This is a genomic window from Alphaproteobacteria bacterium, assembly GCA_030740435.1.
GTDB lineage: Bacteria > Pseudomonadota > Alphaproteobacteria > UBA2966 > UBA2966.
On record JASLXG010000048.1, the window covers coordinates 54,679 to 75,002 of the forward strand.

Annotated in this window: 19 protein-coding genes and 1 other RNA gene; 14 read left to right on the forward strand and 6 right to left on the reverse strand. The window is 67.1% G+C overall.

Translation table 11 applies throughout. From position 1 onward, the window contains the following. The first annotated feature begins 6 nt into the window (after positions 1-6). The 11 genes from murD (at position 7) to QGG75_05885 (ending at position 13,172) form a co-directional block, all read left to right on the forward strand. Positions 7-1,398 (forward strand): UDP-N-acetylmuramoyl-L-alanine--D-glutamate ligase, encoded by a 1,392-nt coding sequence (gene murD / locus QGG75_05835; GenBank protein ID MDP6066764.1) that lies wholly within the window; start codon positions 7-9, stop codon positions 1,396-1,398. Next, the gene (ftsW, locus tag QGG75_05840; protein ID MDP6066765.1) at positions 1,395-2,516 is read left to right on the forward strand and encodes a putative lipid II flippase FtsW; all 1,122 of its coding nucleotides are present in this window, start codon (positions 1,395-1,397) and stop codon (positions 2,514-2,516) included. The genes murD and ftsW overlap by 4 nt, the downstream gene beginning before the upstream one ends. Beyond that, complete coding sequence (gene murG, locus QGG75_05845; GenBank protein MDP6066766.1) at positions 2,516-3,706, forward strand: undecaprenyldiphospho-muramoylpentapeptide beta-N-acetylglucosaminyltransferase; 1,191 nt, start codon at positions 2,516-2,518, stop codon at positions 3,704-3,706. The genes ftsW and murG overlap by 1 nt, the downstream gene beginning before the upstream one ends. Next, on the forward strand, positions 3,703-5,133 hold the full coding sequence (gene murC, locus QGG75_05850; protein ID MDP6066767.1) for a UDP-N-acetylmuramate--L-alanine ligase: 1,431 nt from the start codon (positions 3,703-3,705) through the stop codon (positions 5,131-5,133). The genes murG and murC overlap by 4 nt, the downstream gene beginning before the upstream one ends. Before the next feature lie 2 nt (positions 5,134-5,135). Beyond that, positions 5,136-6,074 (forward strand): UDP-N-acetylmuramate dehydrogenase, encoded by a 939-nt coding sequence (murB, locus tag QGG75_05855; protein MDP6066768.1) that lies wholly within the window; start codon positions 5,136-5,138, stop codon positions 6,072-6,074. After that, on the forward strand, positions 6,071-6,985 hold the full coding sequence (locus QGG75_05860; protein ID MDP6066769.1) for a D-alanine--D-alanine ligase: 915 nt from the start codon (positions 6,071-6,073) through the stop codon (positions 6,983-6,985). The genes murB and QGG75_05860 overlap by 4 nt, the downstream gene beginning before the upstream one ends. After that, the gene (locus QGG75_05865) at positions 6,973-7,863 is read left to right on the forward strand and encodes an FtsQ-type POTRA domain-containing protein (protein ID MDP6066770.1); all 891 of its coding nucleotides are present in this window, start codon (positions 6,973-6,975) and stop codon (positions 7,861-7,863) included. The genes QGG75_05860 and QGG75_05865 overlap by 13 nt, the downstream gene beginning before the upstream one ends. 15 nt (positions 7,864-7,878) lie before the next feature. Continuing rightward, positions 7,879-9,132, forward strand: a complete 1,254-nt coding sequence (gene ftsA, locus QGG75_05870) for a cell division protein FtsA (GenBank protein MDP6066771.1) — start codon at positions 7,879-7,881, stop codon at positions 9,130-9,132. 121 nt (positions 9,133-9,253) lie between these two features. Continuing rightward, positions 9,254-10,945, forward strand: a complete 1,692-nt coding sequence (gene ftsZ, locus QGG75_05875; protein MDP6066772.1) for a cell division protein FtsZ — start codon at positions 9,254-9,256, stop codon at positions 10,943-10,945. A gap of 320 nt (positions 10,946-11,265) precedes the next feature. After that, on the forward strand, positions 11,266-12,204 hold the full coding sequence (gene lpxC / locus QGG75_05880) for a UDP-3-O-acyl-N-acetylglucosamine deacetylase (GenBank protein ID MDP6066773.1): 939 nt from the start codon (positions 11,266-11,268) through the stop codon (positions 12,202-12,204). Between the two features lie 134 nt (positions 12,205-12,338). Continuing rightward, positions 12,339-13,172 (forward strand): outer membrane protein assembly factor BamD, encoded by an 834-nt coding sequence (locus tag QGG75_05885; protein ID MDP6066774.1) that lies wholly within the window; start codon positions 12,339-12,341, stop codon positions 13,170-13,172. Between the two features lie 9 nt (positions 13,173-13,181). Here the strand turns inward: QGG75_05885 and QGG75_05890 are convergent, their stop codons facing one another. The 5 genes from QGG75_05890 to ssrA form a co-directional block, all read right to left on the reverse strand. Continuing rightward, on the reverse strand, positions 13,182-13,667 hold the full coding sequence (locus QGG75_05890) for a hypothetical protein (GenBank protein MDP6066775.1): 486 nt from the start codon (positions 13,665-13,667) through the stop codon (positions 13,182-13,184). Further along, on the reverse strand, positions 13,660-13,887 hold the full coding sequence (locus QGG75_05895) for a DUF4160 domain-containing protein (protein ID MDP6066776.1): 228 nt from the start codon (positions 13,885-13,887) through the stop codon (positions 13,660-13,662). Before QGG75_05895 ends, QGG75_05890 begins: the two co-directional genes overlap by 8 nt. A 77-nt stretch (positions 13,888-13,964) precedes the next feature. After that, positions 13,965-15,575 carry a fumarate hydratase gene (locus QGG75_05900; GenBank protein ID MDP6066777.1) on the reverse strand — a complete coding sequence of 537 codons (1,611 nt, stop codon included), beginning with the start codon at positions 15,573-15,575 and terminating at the stop codon, positions 13,965-13,967. Positions 15,576-15,579: 4 nt separating this feature from the next. Further along, positions 15,580-16,056 (reverse strand): ClpXP protease specificity-enhancing factor SspB, encoded by a 477-nt coding sequence (locus tag QGG75_05905; GenBank protein ID MDP6066778.1) that lies wholly within the window; start codon positions 16,054-16,056, stop codon positions 15,580-15,582. A gap of 166 nt (positions 16,057-16,222) precedes the next feature. Then, positions 16,223-16,566: a transfer-messenger RNA gene (gene ssrA / locus QGG75_05910) on the reverse strand. A gap of 71 nt (positions 16,567-16,637) precedes the next feature. On the opposite strand from ssrA, the gene thyX reads away from it, so the two are divergent. Beyond that, positions 16,638-17,576, forward strand: coding sequence for an FAD-dependent thymidylate synthase (gene thyX / locus QGG75_05915; GenBank protein MDP6066779.1), 939 nt, complete (start codon positions 16,638-16,640; stop codon positions 17,574-17,576). Positions 17,577-17,588: 12 nt separating this feature from the next. Here thyX and QGG75_05920 read toward each other — a convergent pair whose 3' ends face one another. Continuing rightward, a complete protein-coding gene (locus tag QGG75_05920) occupies positions 17,589-18,704 on the reverse strand; it encodes an Mrp/NBP35 family ATP-binding protein (protein MDP6066780.1) in 1,116 nt (371 codons plus the stop codon). Positions 18,705-18,886: 182 nt separating this feature from the next. On the opposite strand from QGG75_05920, the gene hflK reads away from it, so the two are divergent. Then, positions 18,887-20,002: an FtsH protease activity modulator HflK gene (gene hflK / locus QGG75_05925; GenBank protein ID MDP6066781.1), complete on the forward strand. Its 1,116-nt coding sequence runs from the start codon at positions 18,887-18,889 to the stop codon at positions 20,000-20,002. Beyond that, a partial coding sequence (locus QGG75_05930) for an SPFH domain-containing protein (GenBank protein ID MDP6066782.1) occupies positions 19,999-20,324 on the forward strand: 326 nt, incomplete at its 3' end. The genes hflK and QGG75_05930, both read left to right, overlap by 4 nt.

Sequence of the window (20,324 nt, forward strand, 5' to 3'; positions counted from 1 at the left end):
GCGGGCATGATCAGCATGGACCATCTCAAGCAACAAAAGATCGCCCTTTTCGGCCTCGGCCAGAGCGGCCTGTCGGCGGCCCGGGCGCTGCTGGCCGGCGGCGCCGAGGTGAGGGCCTGGGACGACGCCGCCGGGCGCCGCGACGAGGCCGCCGCCAGCGGCGTGCCGCTGGCCGATCCCGAAGACCTGGACTGGTCCGAAATCCGGCTGCTGGTGCTCAGTCCCGGCGTGCCGCTGAGCCATCCCCAGCCGCACCCGGTGGTGGCGCGGGCCAGGGCGGCGGGCTGCGAAGTCATCGGCGACGTCGAGCTCTTTGTGCGGCGCGGCCTGCCGGCCCGGGTTGCCGCCATCACCGGTACCAACGGCAAATCCACGACCACGGCGCTGTGTGGTTTTCTGCTCGAGGCCTGCGGCCAACGCGTCGCCGTCGGCGGCAACATCGGCACACCGGTGCTTGATCTGCCCGAGTTGGACGCCGGCGGCACCTATGTGCTCGAGATGTCGTCATACCAGATCGACCTGGCGCCCTCGCTGGCCGCCGACGTGGCGGTACTGCTGAACCTCAGCCCCGATCATCTCGAACGCCACGGCGGCTGGCCGGGCTACGTCGCCGCCAAGCAGCGCCTGTTCGAGCAGCAGCGCCCGGGCCAGACCGCCATCGTCGGCATCGACGACAGCGAAAGCGCCGGCCTTTTCGAACGCCTCAACGGGCTGGGCGACCGTACCGTGGTGCCCATCTCGGTGCAGGGCGCGGCAGCGGCACGGCACAACGGCGTCTCGGTCGAGGCCGCCCAACTTCACGAAGCCGGCAGCACGGCAAGCGCCGATCTCGGCGCCGCCCGCGCCCTCAAAGGAATTCACAATTGGCAGAACGCGGCGGCCGCCTTTGCCGCCGTGCGTGCCCTGGGTTGCCCCGGGCCGGACGCCGCCAGATCACTGCTCGAGTTTCCCGGACTTGCACATCGCATGGAAGACTTGGGAGTGATCGGCGGCGTCCGGTTTATCAACGATTCGAAGGCCACCAACGCCGAAGCCGCGGCCCGCGCCCTGGCCTGCTTCGAGCACATCCACTGGATCGCCGGCGGCCGGCCCAAGGCCGGCGGCTTTGCCGCGCTGGAGCCCTACATCGAGCGCCTGGAGGGGGCCTATCTGATCGGCGAGGCGGCCGAGGAGTTGGCCAACTGGCTCGACGGCCGGGTCCCCGCCCGGCGCTGCGCCGACCTGGCCAGCGCCGTCGATTCCGCCCGTTCTGTGGCCCGTTCTGTGGCCCGCTCGGCGGCCTCCGGCGCCACCGTGCTGCTGTCGCCGGCCTGCGCCTCTTTCGACCAATTCGCCAACTTCGAGGCCCGCGGCGAGGCTTTTCGCGAGCTGGTGACGGCGGCGGAGGCGGCGCCATGACCGTGCCGGCCGTCAGCGACAATTCCCTGGTCAGCCGCTGGTGGTGGACGGTGGACCGCTGGACGCTGTTGGCCGTCGGCCTGCTGGCTGCGCTGGGCGCCGTCCTGGTGATGGCAGCCAGCCCGGCGGTGGCTGACCGCATCGGCCTGGCCTCCTTTCATTTCGTGCAGCGCCAGCTGATCTACCTGGGACCCGCCCTGGCCCTGATCGTCGGCGTCTCGCTGCTCTCGCCCCTGGCCGTGCGCCGGTTGGCCACGCTGTGCCTGCTGGCGGCGGTGCTGCTGATGCTGACGGCGCTTGTTTTCGGGGTCGAGATCAACGGCGCCCGGCGCTGGATCAGCTTCGGTCCCTTCGTCATCCAACCCTCCGAATTCGTCAAGCCCTGCCTGGCCGTGATCACCGCCTGGATGTTCTCCGAGCAGGTCCGCAGCCCCGGCTTTCCCGGCCAGTTGATCTCGGCCCTGCTGCTGGTCATCGTGCTGGCGCTGCTGATGGCGCAGCCCGATTTCGGCATGGCCGTGGTGGTCGCCGCGGTCTGGTTCGCTCAGTTCTTCATGGCCGGCGTGGCCATGGCCTGGATCGGTGGCCTGGCCTTCCTCAGTCTGGCCGGCGCCGCCACGGCCTATGCCTTGCTGCCCCACGTGGCCAGCCGCATCGATCGCTTTCTCGACCCCGCGGCCGGCGACAGCTTCCAGGTCGACACCTCGCTGGAGGCCTTTCGTTCGGGCGGCCTTTTCGGCCGGGGACCCGGAGAAGGCACGGTCAAATCGGTGCTGCCCGACGCCCACACCGATTTCATCTTCGCCGTCGCCGGCGAGGAGTTCGGCCTGATCGTCTGTCTTTTCATCGTGCTGCTGTTCGCCTTCATCGTGCTGCGCGGCTTCAGCCGCATGCTCGGCGAGCCGAGCTATTTCGTGCTTCTGGCGACGTCCGGCCTGCTGGTCCAGTTCGGCATGCAGGCAGTCATCAACATGGGCGTCAATCTGCGCCTGATGCCGGCCAAGGGCATGACGCTTCCCTTCATCTCCTACGGCGGCTCATCGCTGATCGCCCTGGCGCTCACCATGGGCATGGTGCTGGCCTTTACGCGCCGCCGCGACGGCCGGAGGCCGGTCTGATGGCCGGCCGCGTCATCCTGGCGGCCGGCGGCACCGGCGGTCACCTCTTTCCGGCCGAGGCTCTGGCCGAGGAGTTGCTGGCGCGGGGCCACCAGCCGGTGCTGCTGACCGACAGCCGCGGCGCCGATCTGGGCACCGTCCTGGGCAACATCGAACGCCACACCGTGCGCGCCGGCACCGTCACCGGCCGCTCCATCGGCGGCCGCATCCGGGGCATGGCGGAGATCGCCGCCGGCACCCTGCAGGCCGGCCGGCTGCTGGGCCGCCTCACGCCATTGGCCGTGGTCGGCTTCGGCGGCTATCCCTCGCTGCCCACCATGCTGGCGGCGACGCGGGCCGGTCTGGCCACGGTGATCCACGAACAGAACGCCGTGCTGGGCCGGGTCAACCGGTTGTTGGCCGGCCGCGTCACGGCCATCGCGCTGTCGTTCACTGAAACCGCCCGGCTGCGCCCAGGCGACGCCGCCAAGGTCTCGCTGATCGGCAATCCAGTGCGCCAGGCGGTTCAGGCGGTGCGCCACATCGCCTACCTGGCACCGCCACCCGAAGCCGCCATCAACCTCTTGGTGCTGGGCGGCAGCCAGGGCGCCCAGGTCCTGGCCGACGTGGTGCCGGCGGCGCTGGGCCTGCTGCCCGAGGCGCTGCGCCGCCGCATCCGCTTGACCCAGCAGTGCCGCCCCGAGGACCTGGAACGGGTGCGCGAGGCCTGCGCGCAGATGGCCATCGCCGCCGACCTGGCGAGCTTTTTCGCCGACCTGCCGGCGCGGCTGGCGGCCACCCACCTGGCCATCACTCGGGCCGGCGCCTCGACGGTCAGCGAATTGGCGGTAGCCGGTCGGCCGGCGCTCCTGGTGCCGCTGCCCTCGGCCACCGACGACCACCAGACGGCCAATGCCCGGTTGCTGGAAGCGGCCGGCGGCGGCTGGCTGGTGCCGCAGCCGCGCTTCCAGCCCCAGCCCTTGTGCGAAACCATCGCGGCCCTGACCGGCGACCCCCACTTCCTGGCCAGCACGGCCGAAAAGGCGCGCCAGATGGGACGGCCCGAGGCGGCCCACGACCTGGCCTCGCTGGTCGAGAGCCTGGCCAACGAGAGCCAGAGCCGGCATAACGCCGGCGCGCCAAGCAGCCAAGGCGCGGCGCCGCGGGCGGCAGTCGAACCCGAGGTCGAGCGGCGCGAGGTGGCGGCATGAGATCGCTGCCCCTCGACATCGGCGTGATTCATTTCGTCGGCATCGGCGGCATCGGCATGAGCGGCATCGCCGAGGTCATGCACAATCTGGGCTACCAGGTGCAGGGCAGCGACGCCGCCCAGGGCGCCAATGTCCAGCGCCTGCAGGCCCTGGGCATAAAGATCGATCAGGGCCACACCGCCGAGCACCTGGGCCAGGCCGAGGTGGTGGTGGTGTCGTCCGCCGTCAAGGCCGACAACGCCGAGGTCGTGGCGGCTCGAGAACGCTTCCTGCCGGTGGTGCCCCGGGCCGAGATGCTGGCCGAGCTGATGCGCCTGAAGTGGTGCGTGGCGGTCGGCGGCACCCACGGTAAGACCACTACCACGTCGCTGGTGGCGGCGTTGCTGGAGGCGGCGAGCTTCGATCCCACGGTGATCAACGGCGGCATCATCAACGCCTACGGCACCAATGCGCGCCTCGGTGCCGGCGACTGGATGGTGGTCGAGGCCGACGAATCCGATGGCACCTTCGTGCGCCTGCCGGCGACCATCGCCGTGGTCACCAACATCGATCCCGAACACCTGGATTTCTACGGCGACTTCGAAAACCTGCGCCTCGCTTTTCGGGCCTTCATCGAAAACGTGCCCTTCTACGGCGCTGCCATCCTTTGTATCGATCATCCCGAGGTGCAGGCCATGGTGGCGCGCATTTCGGGCCGGCGCATCGTCACCTACGGCTCCAGCCCGCAAGCCGACGTGCGCCTTTTGCAGATGCGTCAGGCCGCCGGCGGCAGCCATTTCGACGTCATGTTGAACGACCGCCAAAGCGGCGGCAGCGAACGCCTCGACAACCTGCGCCTGCCCATGCCCGGCGCCCACAACGTCATGAACGCCCTGGCGACGCTGGCGGTGGCCCGCGAAATGGGTATCGGCGTCGACGTCGTGCGCCGGGCGCTGGAAAGCTTCAGCGGCGTCAAACGGCGCTTCAGCCGCACCGGCGAGGGCGCCGGCATCACCGTGATCGACGACTATGCCCACCACCCGGTGGAGATCGCGGCCGTGCTCAGAGCGGCCCGCGAGGCCTATGCCGGACGCCTGGTGGCCATCGTCCAGCCCCACCGCTACAGCCGGCTACGCGACCTCTTCGAAGAATTCTGCACCTGCTTCAACGATGCCGACACGGTGATCGTGGCTGCCGTCTACGCCGCCGGCGAGGAACCTATTGCCGGCTTTGACCGCGACAGCCTGGTGGCCGGCCTGAGACGGCACGGCCATCGCCACGTGGTCGCCCTGGAGGGGCCGGGCGAGCTGGCCTCGGCGGTGGCGGCGGCGGCCGGCAGCGGCGACCTGGCGGTCTGCCTGGGGGCCGGAAACATCACCACCTGGGCCCACGAGCTGCCCCAGCAACTAGCAGCCGCCAAACCCAAATCAAAGGAGGCCCGGGGATGATGATGGCCGCCGAAGCCCAGCCTCCCAGCCTGATCGAGCAACTGCCACCGGTGCGCGGCCGACTGAGCGAGAACGTCGCGCTCTCCGGCATCACCTGGTTCCGGGTGGGCGGTCCGGCCGAGGTCATGTTCCGCCCCGCCGACTGCGACGACCTGGCGGATTTCCTGCGCCAGCGCCCGCCCGAGGTGCCGCTGACGGTGATCGGCGTGGGCTCGAACCTGTTGGTGCGCGACGGCGGTGTGCCGGGCCTGGTCCTTCGCCTGGGCCGTGGCTTCGCCCGCATCACCTGCCGCCAACAACGGATCCGCGTGGGCGCCGCGGCGCTGGACGCCAACGTCGCGCTAACGGCCAAGCTGGCCGGCCTTTCCGGGCTCGAATTCCTCAGCGGCATTCCCGGCACCATCGGCGGCGCGCTGCGCATGAACGCCGGCGCCTATGGCCGTGAAATCAAGGACGTGCTGGTCGAGGCCGAGGCCATCGACCCGCAGGGCCAGGCACATCTGCTGAGCCCGGCCGACCTCGACTTCGGCTACCGCCGATCGGGCCTGCCCGAGGACTGGATCGTTACCGCCGCCGTGCTGGCCGGCGAGCCGGCCGAGCCGGAAACCGTGGCTCACCGCATGGCCGCCATTCGCCAAGCCCGCGAGGCCAGCCAGCCGGTGCGCAGCCGCACCGGCGGCTCGACCTTCCGCAACCCCCAAGGCGCCCAGGGCCCCAAGGCCTGGGAGCTCATCGATCAGGCCGGCTGCCGGGGCTTGAGGCGCGGCGGCGCCATGGTTTCGGAACAGCACTGCAACTTCCTCATCAACACCGGCCGTGCCACCGCCGCCGATCTCGAATCCCTGGGCGAGGAGGTGCGCCGGCGCGTCGCCGCCGAGACCGGCATCGAGCTGCACTGGGAGATCCGCCGCATCGGCCGCCACCGGGAGCTGCCGACTTGAGCCGCCACGTCGCCATACTGATGGGCGGCTGGTCCGCCGAACGCGAGGTCTCGCTGGTCTCGGGCGCCGCCGTGGCCGAGGCGCTGGTCGAGCTCGGCCACCGCGTCAGCCCGATCGACGTCGACCGCAACGCCGGACGCGAGATCACGGAGCTGGGGCCCGACGTGGTCTTCAATGCGCTGCATGGCCGCTACGGCGAGGACGGCTGCTTCCAGGGACTGCTGGAGGTGCTGGGCATTCCCTACACCCACTCCGGCGTGCTGGCCTCGGCCCTGGCCATGGACAAGCCCATGGCCAAGACGCTGTTCGCCCGCGAGGGGCTGCGCTGCGCCGAGGGCCGGGTGGTGCACCGCGACGAGGTGCTGGCCGACGAGGTCATGGAGGCGCCCTACGTCATCAAGCCCCTCAACGAGGGCTCCAGCGTCGGCGTCAAGATCGTGCTGGAGGGCGACAATTGCGAGCCCCAGGCGGACGAGCCCTGGAACTTCGGCGATCAGGTACTTGTGGAACGCTACATCCCGGGCCGCGAGATCCACGTGGCGGTGATGGGCGATGCCGCCGTGGGGGCCGTCGAAATCCGCCCCAAGGGCCGCTTCTACGACTACCAGGCCAAATACACCGAGGGCTTCGCCGAGCACCTGATGCCGGCCCCCATGGCGCCCGAGCGCTACCGCGAAAGCCTCGACATCGCGCTGCGGGCCCACGTCGCGCTGGGCTGTCGCGGGGTCAGCCGGGCCGATCTGCGCTTCGACGAGGAAAGCGCCGAGGAGGGCGGTTTTTATCTGCTCGAAATCAACACCCAACCGGGCCTGACGCCACTCTCGCTGGTGCCCGAAATAGCCGCCCATTCCGGCATCGGCTTCGTCGAGCTGGTGGAATGGATGCTGGAGGACGCCGGATGCCAGCGTTGATGCGCCATAGCATGCCCCGCGACTTGGGGCGCTTGAAAAGCAAGTCCCGGCCCGCCAACCGCAATCGGGGAGGCCGACAGGGCCGCCGCCAGGGCCTCAACCGCCGCCTGCTGGGCAGCGCTCTGGCGCTCAGCGCCGCCGCGCTGCTGGCCCTGGCGGGTTACTGGCTGGTGCGCCACGACTATCCCGGCCGCGCCGTGGCCTGGAACGAAGAGCAATTCGACAAGGCCATAGAGGGCGCCGGCCTGAGCATCGTCGACGTCGTCGTCCAGGGTCGCCACGAGACCAGCCGGCGCGACCTGGCTCGCGCCCTGGCCGCCCCCAAGGGCGGCTCGATCATCGCCTTCGACAACAAAGCCGCCCAGCGCCGCATCGAGGCCCTGGGCTGGGTAGCCCGGGCCGCGGTGGCACGGCGGCTGCCCCACACCATCGCCGTAACCCTCGTCGAGCGCCGGCCCTTCGCCATCTGGCGGCGCGGCCGGCGGCATTCGCTGATCGACCGCGAGGGCGTCGTCATCGGCGACCGCATCGCCAAGCGCTACGCCGACCTGCTGGTATTGGAGGGGCGCCAGGCGCCGGCCCAGGCGGGCGCGTTGGTCGACTTGCTGGCGCGTCAGCCGGCGCTCTATGCCCGCGTTGTCGCGGCCCGCCGCCAGGGCGGCCGGCGCTGGGACGTGCGCTTGCAGAACGGCGTCTGGGTGCGACTGCCCGAGGACGACGGCGCCCAGGCCTGGGCTCGCCTGGCGGTACTGGAGCACGAGCACCGCATTCTTTCGCGGCAGTTACAGGTCATCGACCTGCGCCTGCCGGACCGTCTGATCGTGCGCCTGACGCCCGGGGCGGCAGCGCGGCGACGCCATCCCGGCAAGAGCACCTGAAGGAGGATGGGCAGCGTGAACGGCATCAACAAACGCGGCACCGCACGTAGCGGAACAATGGCCGCCCTCGACATCGGCAGCCGCAAGGTCTGCTGCTTTATCGCCCACATCGACGCCGCCGGCAGCAGCCGTGTGGTCGGCATCGGCCACCAGATCTCGGAGGGCCTGCGGGGCGGCGCCGTGGTCGATCTGGAAGCCACGGTGGCAGCGATCACCGCCGCCGTGGCGGCGGCCGAGCGCATGGCCGAGGTCAATGTCAAGCGGGTGCTGGTGAGTTTCTCCTGTGGCGACCCGGCTTCGCACACGGTCGGCGTCGAGGTGCCCGTCTCGGGCCACGAGATCAGCGACGCCGACCTGCGCCGGGTGCTGGCCCAGGGTCGGCCGCGAGCCGAAAACGGCGAACGCGAGGTGGCCCATGCCGTGCCCGTGGGCTTTCGCGTCGACGGCGCCAGCGGTGTGCGCGATCCGCGCGGCATGTTCGGCTCTCGTCTGGGTGTCGACATTCACGTCGTGACCGCCGGCGTCGGCGCCATGCGCAACCTCAGAATCTGTCTCGAACGGGCCCATCTCGACGTCGAGGAAACGCTGATTTCGAGCTACGCCTCGGGACTTTCCGTGCTCGACGAGGACGAGTTGAACCTGGGCGTCACGGTCATCGACATGGGTGGCGGCACCACCTCGATCGCCGTGTTCTACGAGGGCGATCTGCATTTCGCCGACGTGGTCACGCTGGGTGGCCAGCACGTCACCAACGATATCGCTCGCGGCCTGGCCACTCCGGTGGCCCATGCCGAGCGCATGAAGACACTGTATGGCACGGCCACCGCCAGCCCCGCCGACGAGAGCGCCATGATCGACGTTCCCAGGGTCGGCGAAACCGAACAGGCCGAGCCCAACCACGTGCCGCGTTCGGTGCTGAGCTCCATCATCCAGCCCCGCGCCGAGGAGATCCTCGAGTTCGTGCGCGAGCGCCTCGAGCTCTCGGGCTACGCCCGCACGGCCGGCCGCCGGGTGGTGCTGACCGGCGGCGCCAGCCAGCTCACCGGCATGCGCGAATTGGCCGCCCGGGTGCTCGACAAACAGGTCCGCATGGGCCGGCCGGTGCATATCCAGGGACTGGCCGAAGCCACTGGCGGTCCCGCTTTCGCCACCTGCGCCGGTCTTTTGTGCCACGCCGCCCAGGGCCGCAGCGCGCTCCTCGAGGCCGCCGAGACGGCGCCCCGGCAGGGTCTGGCGCGCGTCGGCCATTGGCTGCGCGAGAATTTTTGAGGAGCCCGGAATGGGCCACGGGGGAGGAAAGTGAAGTGAACAAGAAAAGGGCCGCAAAACCGACGGGCCACGACTGCAATCCCGGGGAATGGGGAATTCCCCGTCATAACTGGAGGTAGCTATGCCGATCAATCTAACTATGCCGGAACCCACCGAGCTAAAACCGAGGATCACCGTCATCGGTGTCGGCGGCGCCGGGGGCAACGCCGTCAACAACATGATCAACGCCCAACTCGAGGGCGTCGAATTCATCGTCGCCAACACCGACGCCCAAGCGTTGGCCCAGACCTTGACCGAGCGCCGTATCCAGCTCGGCACCAACGTCACCTACGGCTTGGGCGCCGGCGCCAATCCCGAGGTCGGCCGCGATGCCGCCCTTGAGGCGCTGGACCAGATCATGGACCATCTGGAAGGCAGCCACATGGCCTTCATCACCGCCGGCATGGGCGGCGGCACTGGCACCGGGGCGGCGGCCGTGATGGCCCAGGCGGCCCGCGAGGCCGGCATCCTGGCCGTCGGCGTGGTGACCAAGCCCTTTCATTTCGAAGGCGCCCGGCGCATGGCCATGGCCGAGGCCGGTATCGAGGAGCTCAAGCGCTACGTCGATACCCTGATCGTCATTCCCAACCAGAACCTGTTCCGTGTGGCCAACGAGAAGACGACCTACGCCGAGGCCTTCAAGATGGCCGACGACGTGCTTTATTCCGGCGTCCGCGGGGTCACCGACCTGATGATCATGCCTGGCCTGATCAACCTCGATTTCGCCGATGTGCGTGCGGTGATGGGCGAGATGGGCAAGGCCATGATGGGCACCGGCGAGGCGGAAGGCGAGAAACGGGCGCTGGAGGCCTCCGAGGCGGCGATTTCCAACCCGCTCTTGGACGATGTTTCCATGCAGGGCGCGACCGGGGTCTTGATCAACATCACCGGCGGCATGGACATGACGCTGTTTGAAGTCGACGAAGCCGCCAACCGGGTGCGCGACGAGGTGCATGCCGAGGCCAACATCATCTTCGGCTCGACCTTCGACCAGAACCTCGAAGGCCGCATGCGGGTGAGCATCGTCGCCACCGGCATCGATTCCGAGACTGGCCAGCAGCCCTTGCCCGTTCCCGGCCTGCGCCTGCAGGTGGTCGGCGGGGCCCAGACCGAGAGCGCCACGGAGGCAGGCTCGGAAGCGGAAACCGACGACGTCGAAGCCGATGCCGGTCCGGCCCAGGTCCGGCAACTGGCCGAAGCCCGCACGCCGGCCGTGGCGCTACGCTCGAAGGCGCCGATCGGTCCGGTTCCGGCCCCGGCCCCGGCCCCGGCAGCGGCAGTCGAAATCACGCCGGCAACAGCCGAGGCAGCGAGCGAAACCGTGACTTCGGCCGCGGTCGAGAGTCAGCCCGGCCAGCCCGCGGTAGCGGCCAAGGAGACGTTCATCCCACCGCCGCCGGTCGAGCCCCTGCTCAAGAGCCAACCTCTGCGGGCCCCCGAGCCCTTCGCCACGGCGGCACTCGACAACGCTGCCAAGCCGCAGAAGAAGCATCTTCGCGGGCCCAGCCTGCTGGAGCGCATGACCGGCACCGGGCGGGCGCGCCAGGCGACGGAGGAGGACAAAAAGCCCGAACCCGCCGTAGCGCCGGCGGCCAAGGCAGTCGGCCGGGTGCCCGAAGAGCGGCCCCAGCCGGCTCCGGCCCCAACGCCGGCCAAAACGGTCGAGGCCACAGCGCAAGTGGCGGAGTCCCCGGCAGCCAGCACCTTGAGCCCGCTACCCAATGACGACGACCTGCTTGACATCCCGGCCTTCCTGCGTCGTCAGGCCAACTGAGGCGGCTTCGGCATCAGCCCCCGGGAGACGGTGGCGGAATTCCCCCCGAACGGATTTCGTTCGGCCGCCTGCCGTCGCCCCGCGGGTGCCCCTGGAGGTTCAGAGAAGTCTAGCGAAATCCCTGGCGGAATATCCGGCGGATAGCCCGTAACAAACTGCAATAACAAGTGATTTGAGACCTTCGGGGGATGTTGTTAGAATCGCCGAAGTGCTTGTTCCACTGGTCATTTTCCGCGATCTGGAGGATGGCTGGAAAGCCGCGGGGGCGGCTACTCTGGAGGGTTGGTTCCATCGCATTCGATCTTCAAGCGTCGCCCGGCGTGCGTCAACAAACACTGAGAAATCCCATCAGTTGCACCGGCATCGGACTCCATAGCGGCGTTCGCGTGGCCATGACGCTACGACCGGCCGAGGCCGGCAGCGGCATCGTCTTCCGCCGCCTCGACCGCCCGGCCCCGGTGGCCGATGTGGCGGCGCGCTGGGACGGCGTCTCGGACACCACGCTCGGCACCACCATCGGCAACGACGAGGGCACCAGCGTAGCCACGGTAGAACACCTGATGGCGGCTTTATACGGCTGTGGCGTCGACAACGCCATCGTCGAGCTTGACGGCGGCGAAGTTCCCATCATGGACGGCTCCGCCGCACCTTTCGTTTTCCTCATCGAGTGCGCCGGCCTGATCGAGCAGATCCCCGAGCGCAGCAGCATTTGCGTGCTCAAGACGGTGGAGGTCGAGGACGACGATCGCTACGCATGCCTCAGCCCCTACGACGGCTTCATGCTTGAGGTCGAGATCGATTTCGACAACCCCTTGATCGCGCACCAGAGCTGGCAATTCGATGCCGCCCTGGGCACCTTCAAGGACCAGTTGTGCCGCGCCCGCACCTTTGGCTTCCTTGACGACGTCGAGGCGCTGAGGGCCCGCGGCCTGGCCCGCGGCGGCTCGCTGGAAAACGCCATCGTGGTCGGCAGCGAAGGCGTCATTAATCAGGATGGACTGCGCTACGGCAATGAATTCGTGCGCCACAAGGCCCTCGATGCGGTCGGCGACCTTTATCTCGCCGGCGCCCCGCTCTTGGGCCGCTATCACAGTCAGCGCGGCGGCCACAGCCTCAACAACCGGCTGCTGGCGGCTTTGTTCGCCGATGCCGAGGCCTGGTGCCGGGTGACGGCGGGTGGTGCCCTGGCGGCCGCCCCCGCCCTGGCCCCGGACGAAGCTCCCGCCTGGCAGCCGGCCACCGCCGCCGCTATCGCCTGAAGGTATCTTTTGAGCTTGCCGGGCCGGCAACGGCACTTGCAATAATTTCGCCCGTGATATACTCCGCCGCGCTTGGCCCGAGCTTGGCCCGAGCTTGGCGGACGGATGAGGGTATGACGGTTTTGCAGCGATCGATGGCGTTTTGGCGCGGCCGACACAAGGCGGCATGGGCGGCACGGGCGGCACTCTTGCTGACGCTGGGTCTGGTGGTGGCCTGCTCGTCGGACGACGAACGCGAATACGTCGAGCGTCCGGTCGAGGATATCTACAACGAAGCCCACGCCACCATGCTGGCCAACGACTATTTCGAAGCGGCCGAGCTGTTTGACGAGGTCGAGCGCCAGCACCCCTACTCCACCTGGGCCACCAAGGCCCAGCTCATGGCGGCCTATTCCTATTACAAGATCAACGAGTACGACCAGGCCATCCTGGCCGCCGACCGCTTCCTGCAGCTCCACCCCGGCAACGAAAGCGCGCCCTACGCCTTTTATCTGATTGCGGTCAGCTACTACGAGCAGATCGCCGACGTCGGCCGCGACCAGAATGTCACGAAAATGGCCCTGGGATCCTTGCAGGAGTTGGTGCGGCGCTACCCGGCCAGCGAATACGCCCGCGACGCCCGCCTCAAGATCGACCTGGCCCGCGACCACCTGGCCGGCAAGGAGATGGAAATCGGCCGGTTCTATTTGCGCCGCGGCACGCCGATCGCCGCCATCAACCGCTTCCGCGTGGTCATCGAGGACTTCCAAACCACGAGCCACGCGGCCGAGGCGCTGCATCGGCTGACCGAGGCCTACCTGCAACTCGGGGTGACGAAGGAGGCACAGACGGCGGCCGCCGTGCTGGGCCACAATTTCCCCGGCAGCCCCTGGTACCAGGACAGCTACCTGCTGCTGACCGGCGTCGACCTGAGGCCACAGGGCGATCCCGAATCGTGGATCACCAAGACCTGGAAAAAGGTATTCTGAGGGGCAGGGTCAGGCGTTCTTTTGCAGGGCAAGGCGTCGATTGCGGGGGACAAATCGTGCCGCAACGAGATTGGCATCCGCCTCAAAGCTGTCGCAGGCTAATTTTACGGCAGTGGGGACAAGGTTACGGCGGTGATAGTTCTTGACGGTCGCCAACGATACGCCAAGCAAGTCCGCGGCTTCACTGTTCGAGAGGCCAAGTATCTTCTGCCAGGCCTTGAATTGGCTTCCCGTCATGTCCTCTTGAGCGCGCCCCAGCCGAAGAAGGGCGCCGGCCGAATAGTCAAGGCCGTTGTCCCACTCGATGCCGATGCCGTTATGGACCAAGTGGAAGAATTCAAATAGTTCGGGCTGATCAAGAAAGATCCGAAAATGCCTCGATCGGGCGCAGAGGCCCGCGAGGTTTGCGTACACCTCTTGACCGTCAGCGAATTCAGCATGGAATGATAGCGGGCCGCCCAGTTCCAGTTTCGTGATGCGTTCCACTTCACTCATGGAATTCTTCCCACTTGGCGAAAAGGAAATCCTGGTTGTCGAAGATCCAGGCGCGGGCCCGGCGTTCGGCCCTAGGCGACACCGAGCCGGCAAACACGGTGCCGTCACTGATGGCCAACTTTGCGGCGTTCCCGCCAGCAATGACGTGAACGTGCGGCGGGTTGTGGTCGTTGAAGTACATACGGACCTGAATCCCGTCAATTTCGATCAGCGTGGGCATCAATGAATAAAATATAGGCTAATATTTAGCCTAGTCAAGGGAGGACAAAAACAATACCAAGGCCGCTGTCGGCTGCCTCACAAATCCGCGAAGAAATCGTTGCCCTTGTCGTCGACGATGATGAAGGCGGGGAAATTCTCCACTTCGATGCGCCAGATCGCTTCCATGCCCAGTTCGGCATATTCCAGCACTTCGACTTTGCGGATGCAGTCCTGGGCCAAACGCGCCGCCGGACCGCCGATGGAGCCGAGATAGAAGCCGCCGTGTTTGGCACAGGCCTGGCGCACCTGGGCGCTGCGGTTGCCCTTGGCCAGGCTGATCAGGCTGGCGCCATGCTGCATGAAAAGGTCGACGTAGGCGTCCATGCGCCCGGCCGTGGTGGGGCCGAAGGAGCCTGAGGGCAGTCCCTCGGGCTGCTTGGCCGGGCCGGCGTAATAGATGATGTGGTCCTTGACGTAGTCGGGCAAGCCATCACCGGCGTCTAGCCGCTCCTTGAGCCGGGCGTGGGCGATGTCGCGGGCCACGATCAACGGGCCGCTGAGCGCCAGGCGGGTCTTGATGGGATGGCGGCCGAGCGTAGCCAGGATATCGGCCATGGGTGCGGCCAGGTCGATGGTCACGACGTCTTTTTCGAGACTGCTCTCATCGACTTCCGGCAGGTATTGCGCCGGATTGACCTCGAGCTGCTCGAGGAAGACACCGCCGGCGTCGATACGGCCCAGGATCTGGCGATCGGCCGAGCATGATACGCCGATGCCGACCGGGCACGAGGCACCGTGGCGGGGTAGCCGGATGACGCGCACGTCGTGGCAGAAGTACTTGCCGCCGAACTGGGCGCCGATGCCGTTTTGGCGGCTGAGCCCGAGCACCGCCGCCTCGAGATCAAGATCACGGAAGGCGCGGCCACTGGCGTCGCCGCTGGTGGGCAGGGTATCGAGATAGTGGCAACTGGCCAGCTTGACCGTCTTCAGGTTCAACTCGGCCGAGGTGCCGCCGATGACGATGGCCAGGTGATAGGGCGGGCAGGCGGCGGTGCCCAGCGTGCGCATTTTCTGGTCGAGAAAAGCGAGCAGCGTTTGAGGGTTCAAAAGCGCCTTGGTCTCTTGGAAAAGAAAGGTCTTGTTGGCCGAGCCGCCGCCCTTGGCGATGAAAAGGAACTTGTAGGCGGCACCGGCTTCGGCCTGGATGTCGATCTGGGCCGGCAGGTTGGAGCCGGTGTTGACCTCTTCGTACATGTCCAAGGGCGCCATCTGCGAATAGCGCAGGTTGCTGGTGGCAAAGGTTTCGGCGATGCCGCGGCTGAGCGCCGCCTCGTCGTGACCCGCCGTCCAGACGTACTGGCCCTTCTTGGCAACCACGATGGCGGTGCCGGTATCTTGGCAACTGGGCAGCACCATGCCGGCCGAGATGTTGGCGTTCTTCAAAAGCTCGAGCGCCACGTAGCGGTCGTTCTCCGAGGCCTCGGGGTCAATCAGGATAGCCCGCAACTGGGCCAAGTGGCTGGGCCGAAAGAGGTGGGCCACGTCGCGCATGGCCTCGGCCGCCAGCAGGCTCAGCGCTGCCTCGTCGACTTTGAGCACGGTCTCCCCGCCGAGCTCCTGGATCTCGACGAAATCGCCCTCCAAGCGGCGCCAGGGTGTCTCTTGGGCAGCAAGCTGAAAGAGGGGCTGATAGTCGCTGTCAGGCAACGATCTATTTCTTGCGAAAGCTGTCCAGCACCACAACCTCGGCCGTGCCGTCGTCGGGGCCATCGTCCTGGACCTCGCTGACGGCTGCCGTTGTCGGGGCATTGTCGCCCACCGGCAGCTGCCTCTCGTCGGTGCGGAACTGCAGCCCGAATTCGACGCTGGGATCGGCGAAACCGGTGAGCGCCGAGAAGGGTACGACCAGGCGTTCGCTCTTGCCGCTGAAGCTCAGCGTCACGGCGAACTGCTCGTTGGTCACCTCGAGATCCCAGAACTGGTGCTGAATGACGATGGTGATCTCGTCGGGATAACGTTCGCGCAAATAGCTCGGTATTTCGACCCCGGGATCGCCGGTCAGGTAGGAGACGTAGAAGTGATGCTCGCCCGGCAGACCGCCCACGGCCACGTACTCCAGCGCCTCGCGCACCACGCCCTTGAGCGCGCGCTCGACGATATCCTTGTATTGCATCAGGTCTTCGACCATCGCGGAGACAATACTAATGCCCCGGCAGACCAAGTCGACCATGAAATTTTTTGATTGATGTCGCCGAGCCGCCCGCCGAACCCCGAAGAGCACCCCCGCCGGGCCAGCCTCGACGGCTGCCGCGGCCAAGCGCGCGGATGCGCGCGCCCGGTGAGGGCCTAAATAAAGTGGAGGGCTTCTGTTGCCAGGTGCCCCCCGAACCCCGCAGTTAACTGCTAAGCAGCAACTGCAAATGCCTCGTTGTCGTTGGCATTTGTGAATGTGACCCGATAACGGTGGTATCATGCCGGGCGAAAAGTACACCTTTAATACGCACGTCGATCCTGTGTCGCCCCCAGCAAAACCGCACCGCCAATCGAGCCTCCCGGCGCGCCGCCGGGTCATGCGGTTATGGTGGAGGCGCCGGGTACTGCCCCCGGGTCCGTAACGCCTATTTCGCGCACCGTTTATCGCCATAGTCGGTTGCCCGACACAATGTATATAGGCTTTTTTGCCGCTTTTTGGAAGTGCCGCGAGAGCATCTGTTGGCGCCGCGCGGCGGCCGGCGTTATGGTGCTGATCGTCTGCCAAGGAGATCAGCGATGCACGTGACGCCCGAGCAAGAGGCCGAGATCGAGGCCCAACGGCAAGAAACCTTCAGCACCCGCCGCAACACCTCGCCCGGGCTCGAGGAAATCCTCTACCAGGTCATTCCGGTCCTCGACCACGGTTTCATCCGGGTGGTCGACTACATGGGCGACGACAGCGCCGTGGTGCAGGCGGCGCGGGTCTCCTACGGTCGCGGCACCAAGGCCGTACGCGGCGATGCCGGCCTTATCAACTACCTCCTGCGCCACCGCCACACCACGCCCTTCGAGATGGCCGAGATCAAGTACCACGTCAAGCTGCCGATCTTCGTGGCGCGCCAGTGGATCCGCCACCGCACCGCCAACGTCAACGAATACTCGGCCCGCTATTCCATCCTCGACAACGAATTCTACATCCCCGCCCCCGAGGCCCTGGCCGCCCAGTCGACGGAGAACCGCCAGGGTCGCGGCGATTTGCTGACGGGCGACGAGGCAGCACGGGTGTTCGAGCTGTTGCGCCGCGACTCGGAGCAGAGCTACGCCGATTATCAGGAAATGCTCAACGAGGACGCCCAAGGAGAGCCCCTCGATCCCGACCGCCAGGGCTTGGCCCGGGAGCTGGCGCGCATGAACCTCTCACTCAACTTCTATACCCAGTGGTACTGGAAGACGGACCTGCACAACCTCATGCATTTTCTCTCGCTACGCGCCGACGTGCACGCCCAATACGAAATTCGCATCTACGCCGAGGCCATGCTGGAAACCATGAAGAGCTGGGTGCCGCAGACCTACGACGCCTTCGTCAACTACCGTTACGGCGGCGCCCACCTGTCGTCCAAGGGCCTCGAAGCGGTCAAGCGCCTGATCGCCGGCGAAGAGGTCGAACAGGCCGCCAGCGGCATGTCCAAGCGCGAATGGACGGAGCTGATGGAGACGCTGGGACGGGCGCAGTAGCCCTCCCCTCCCCTACTGCACGACGATGCGTGGTGCCTGGCTGGCGCTCTCCTGCTCGGCCGCAACTATTTTCTCGCCCAGCCGCCGGGCGATGGTCAGGAAGGCCTGGGCCTCGGCACAGTCGGGATCATGAACCACGATCGGCGTGCCGGCATCGGAGGTCTCGCGGATGCCCAGCGAGATCGGGATCTCGCCCAGGAACTCGACACCCAGGCGCTCGGCCTCGCGCCGCGCGCCGCCGTGGGAGAAGATCTCCGAGCGCTCGTCGCAGTGCGGGCAAACGAAAAAGCTCATGTTCTCAATCAGGCCGAGCACCGGCACATCGACCTTTTCGAACATCGAGATGCCTTTGCGGGCATCGGCGAGCGCCACATCCTGCGGCGTCGACACGATGACGGCGCCGCTCAGGGGCACGCGCTGGGCCATGGTCAGGTGGGCGTCGCCCGTGCCCGGCGGCAGATCCACCACGAGCACGTCGAGCTCGCCCCATTTGACGTCGCGCAGCAACTGTTCCAGCGCACTCATGACCATCGGGCCGCGCCAGATGGTGGCGGTGTCATCGGGCACCAAAAAGCCCATCGACATGCAGACCACGCCATGGTTCTGCATGGGCAGCAGATAACTGCCGTCGGGCGACAGCGGCTGGCCGCCGATGCCCAGCATGCGAGGAATCGAGGGGCCGTAGATGTCGGCGTCGAGAATGCCCACGGCACGGCCCTCGGCCGCCATCCCGAGCGCCAGGTTGACGGCCGTGGTCGACTTGCCGACCCCGCCCTTGCCCGAAGCCACGGCGACGATCGAGGTGACGCCGGGCAGGCTCTGGGGCGCCGGCCGGGGGCCGCCGGGACCGGCAGCAACAGCGGGGGCCGGGGCGGCGGCCCGGTGGGCGGTCAAAACGGCGCTGACGGACAACACGCCGGGCAAGGCATGGACGGTCTTTTCGCAGAGCTGGCGCAAAGGTTCCTTGGCGGCGCCATCCTCGGGCGCCACCTCGATGGCGAAGGCGACGTGGCCGTCGCGGATCTGCAGGCCGCCGATCATGCCCAGGCCGACCACGTCGCCGCCCTGATCGGCGTCGTCGATGGCGCCTAGCGCCGCCAATATTTGTTCTTCCGTCACCGTCACCATGCTTGAAATCCTTACAATCGTGCCAATATCATCGACACCCCGGCCGGGGTGGCGAAATTGCCGCCGGCACCTCGCGTTGCGCCCGCCGGCTAGCTGTCATATAACGCCGGGACGCGCAATGGAAAGACTTCCGCGGCGCGATATCGTATCGGACCATTCCAACGAGCAGGAGACATAACCCGATGTCTTGGAGAAACCAGGGCGGTGGCTGGCAAGGCGGTGGCGGTGGCGGCGGCGGCGGCGGCCCCTGGGGACAGGGCCCCGGCGGCGGCGGTGGCGGCCCCCAGCCACCCGATCTCGAGGAACTCCTGCGCAAGGGCCAGGACCGCTTTCGCGGCCTGCTGCCCAGCGGCGGCGGCGGCCTGCGGGGCATTGCGCTCATCGTGCTGATCTTGATCGCCGTCTGGGGGGCTAGCGGCTTCTACCGCGTCGATGCCTCGGAACAAGGCGTGGTGCTGCGCTTCGGCGAATGGGTCAACACCACCCAGCCGGGGCTCAACTATCACCTGCCGGCGCCCATCGAGAGCGTCGTCCTGCCCCAGGTCACACGCATCAACCGCATCGACGCGGGCTACCGCACGGCGGGCAACACTGGTCGCGCGACGGCCAGCCGCGACGTGCCGGAAGAGAGCTTGATGCTGACCGGCGACGAAAACATAGTCGACATCGACTTCGCCGTCTTCTGGCGTATCGGCGATGCCGGCAAGTTCCTTTTCAACATTCAAAATCCCGAGTCAACGGTCAAGGCGGCGGCGGAAAGCGCCATGCGCGAAGTGGTCGGCAACACGCCCATTGCGGCGGTGCTGGCCGAGGGCCGCCAGCAGGTCGAGCAAGGCACCAAGGATTTGCTGCAAAGCATTCTCGATTTCTATCAATCGGGCATCGTCATCACCGAACTCAAGCTGCAGAAAGTCGATCCCCCCGGCGCCGTCATCGACGCCTTCCGCGACGTCCAGCGCGCCCGCGCCGATATGGAGCGCCAACGCAACGAGGCCGAGTCCTATTCCAACGACATCATCCCCCGGGCCCGTGGCGAGGCCGAGCGCATGAACCAGGAGGCCCAGGCCTACAAGGCCGAAGTGGTGGCGCGTTCGGAAGGTGACGCGGCCCGCTTTCTGGCCGTCTATGCAGAATACGCCCAGGCCAAGGACGTGACGCGCAAACGCATCTATCTCGAAACCATGGAGGAAATCCTGGCCGGCATGAACAAGCTGATCATCGACAACAAGGGCGGCAGCGGCGTGGTGCCTTATCTACCGCTGCCAGAGCTGAAAAAGCGCGCGGGAGGTGGACAATGAGCCGGCGCACCCTGGCGATTCTGGGAATTCTCGTCGCCCTGGCGGGCGTCGTCGCCTTCGGCGCCCTCTATACGGTGCACCAGACCCAGCAGGCCCTGGTCATGCAGTTCGGCAAGATACAGTCGGTGGTCTCGACGCCGGGCCTGAAAGTGAAGGTTCCTTTCGTCCAGGATGTGATCTACGTCGACAAGCGCATCCTGGCCTACGATGCCCCGGCGGAGGAGATCATCGCCTCGGACCAGAAGCGCCTGGTGGTCGACAGCTTCCTGCGCTTCCGTATCTCCGACCCGCTGCGCTTCTATCAGTCGGTGCGCACCGAGGC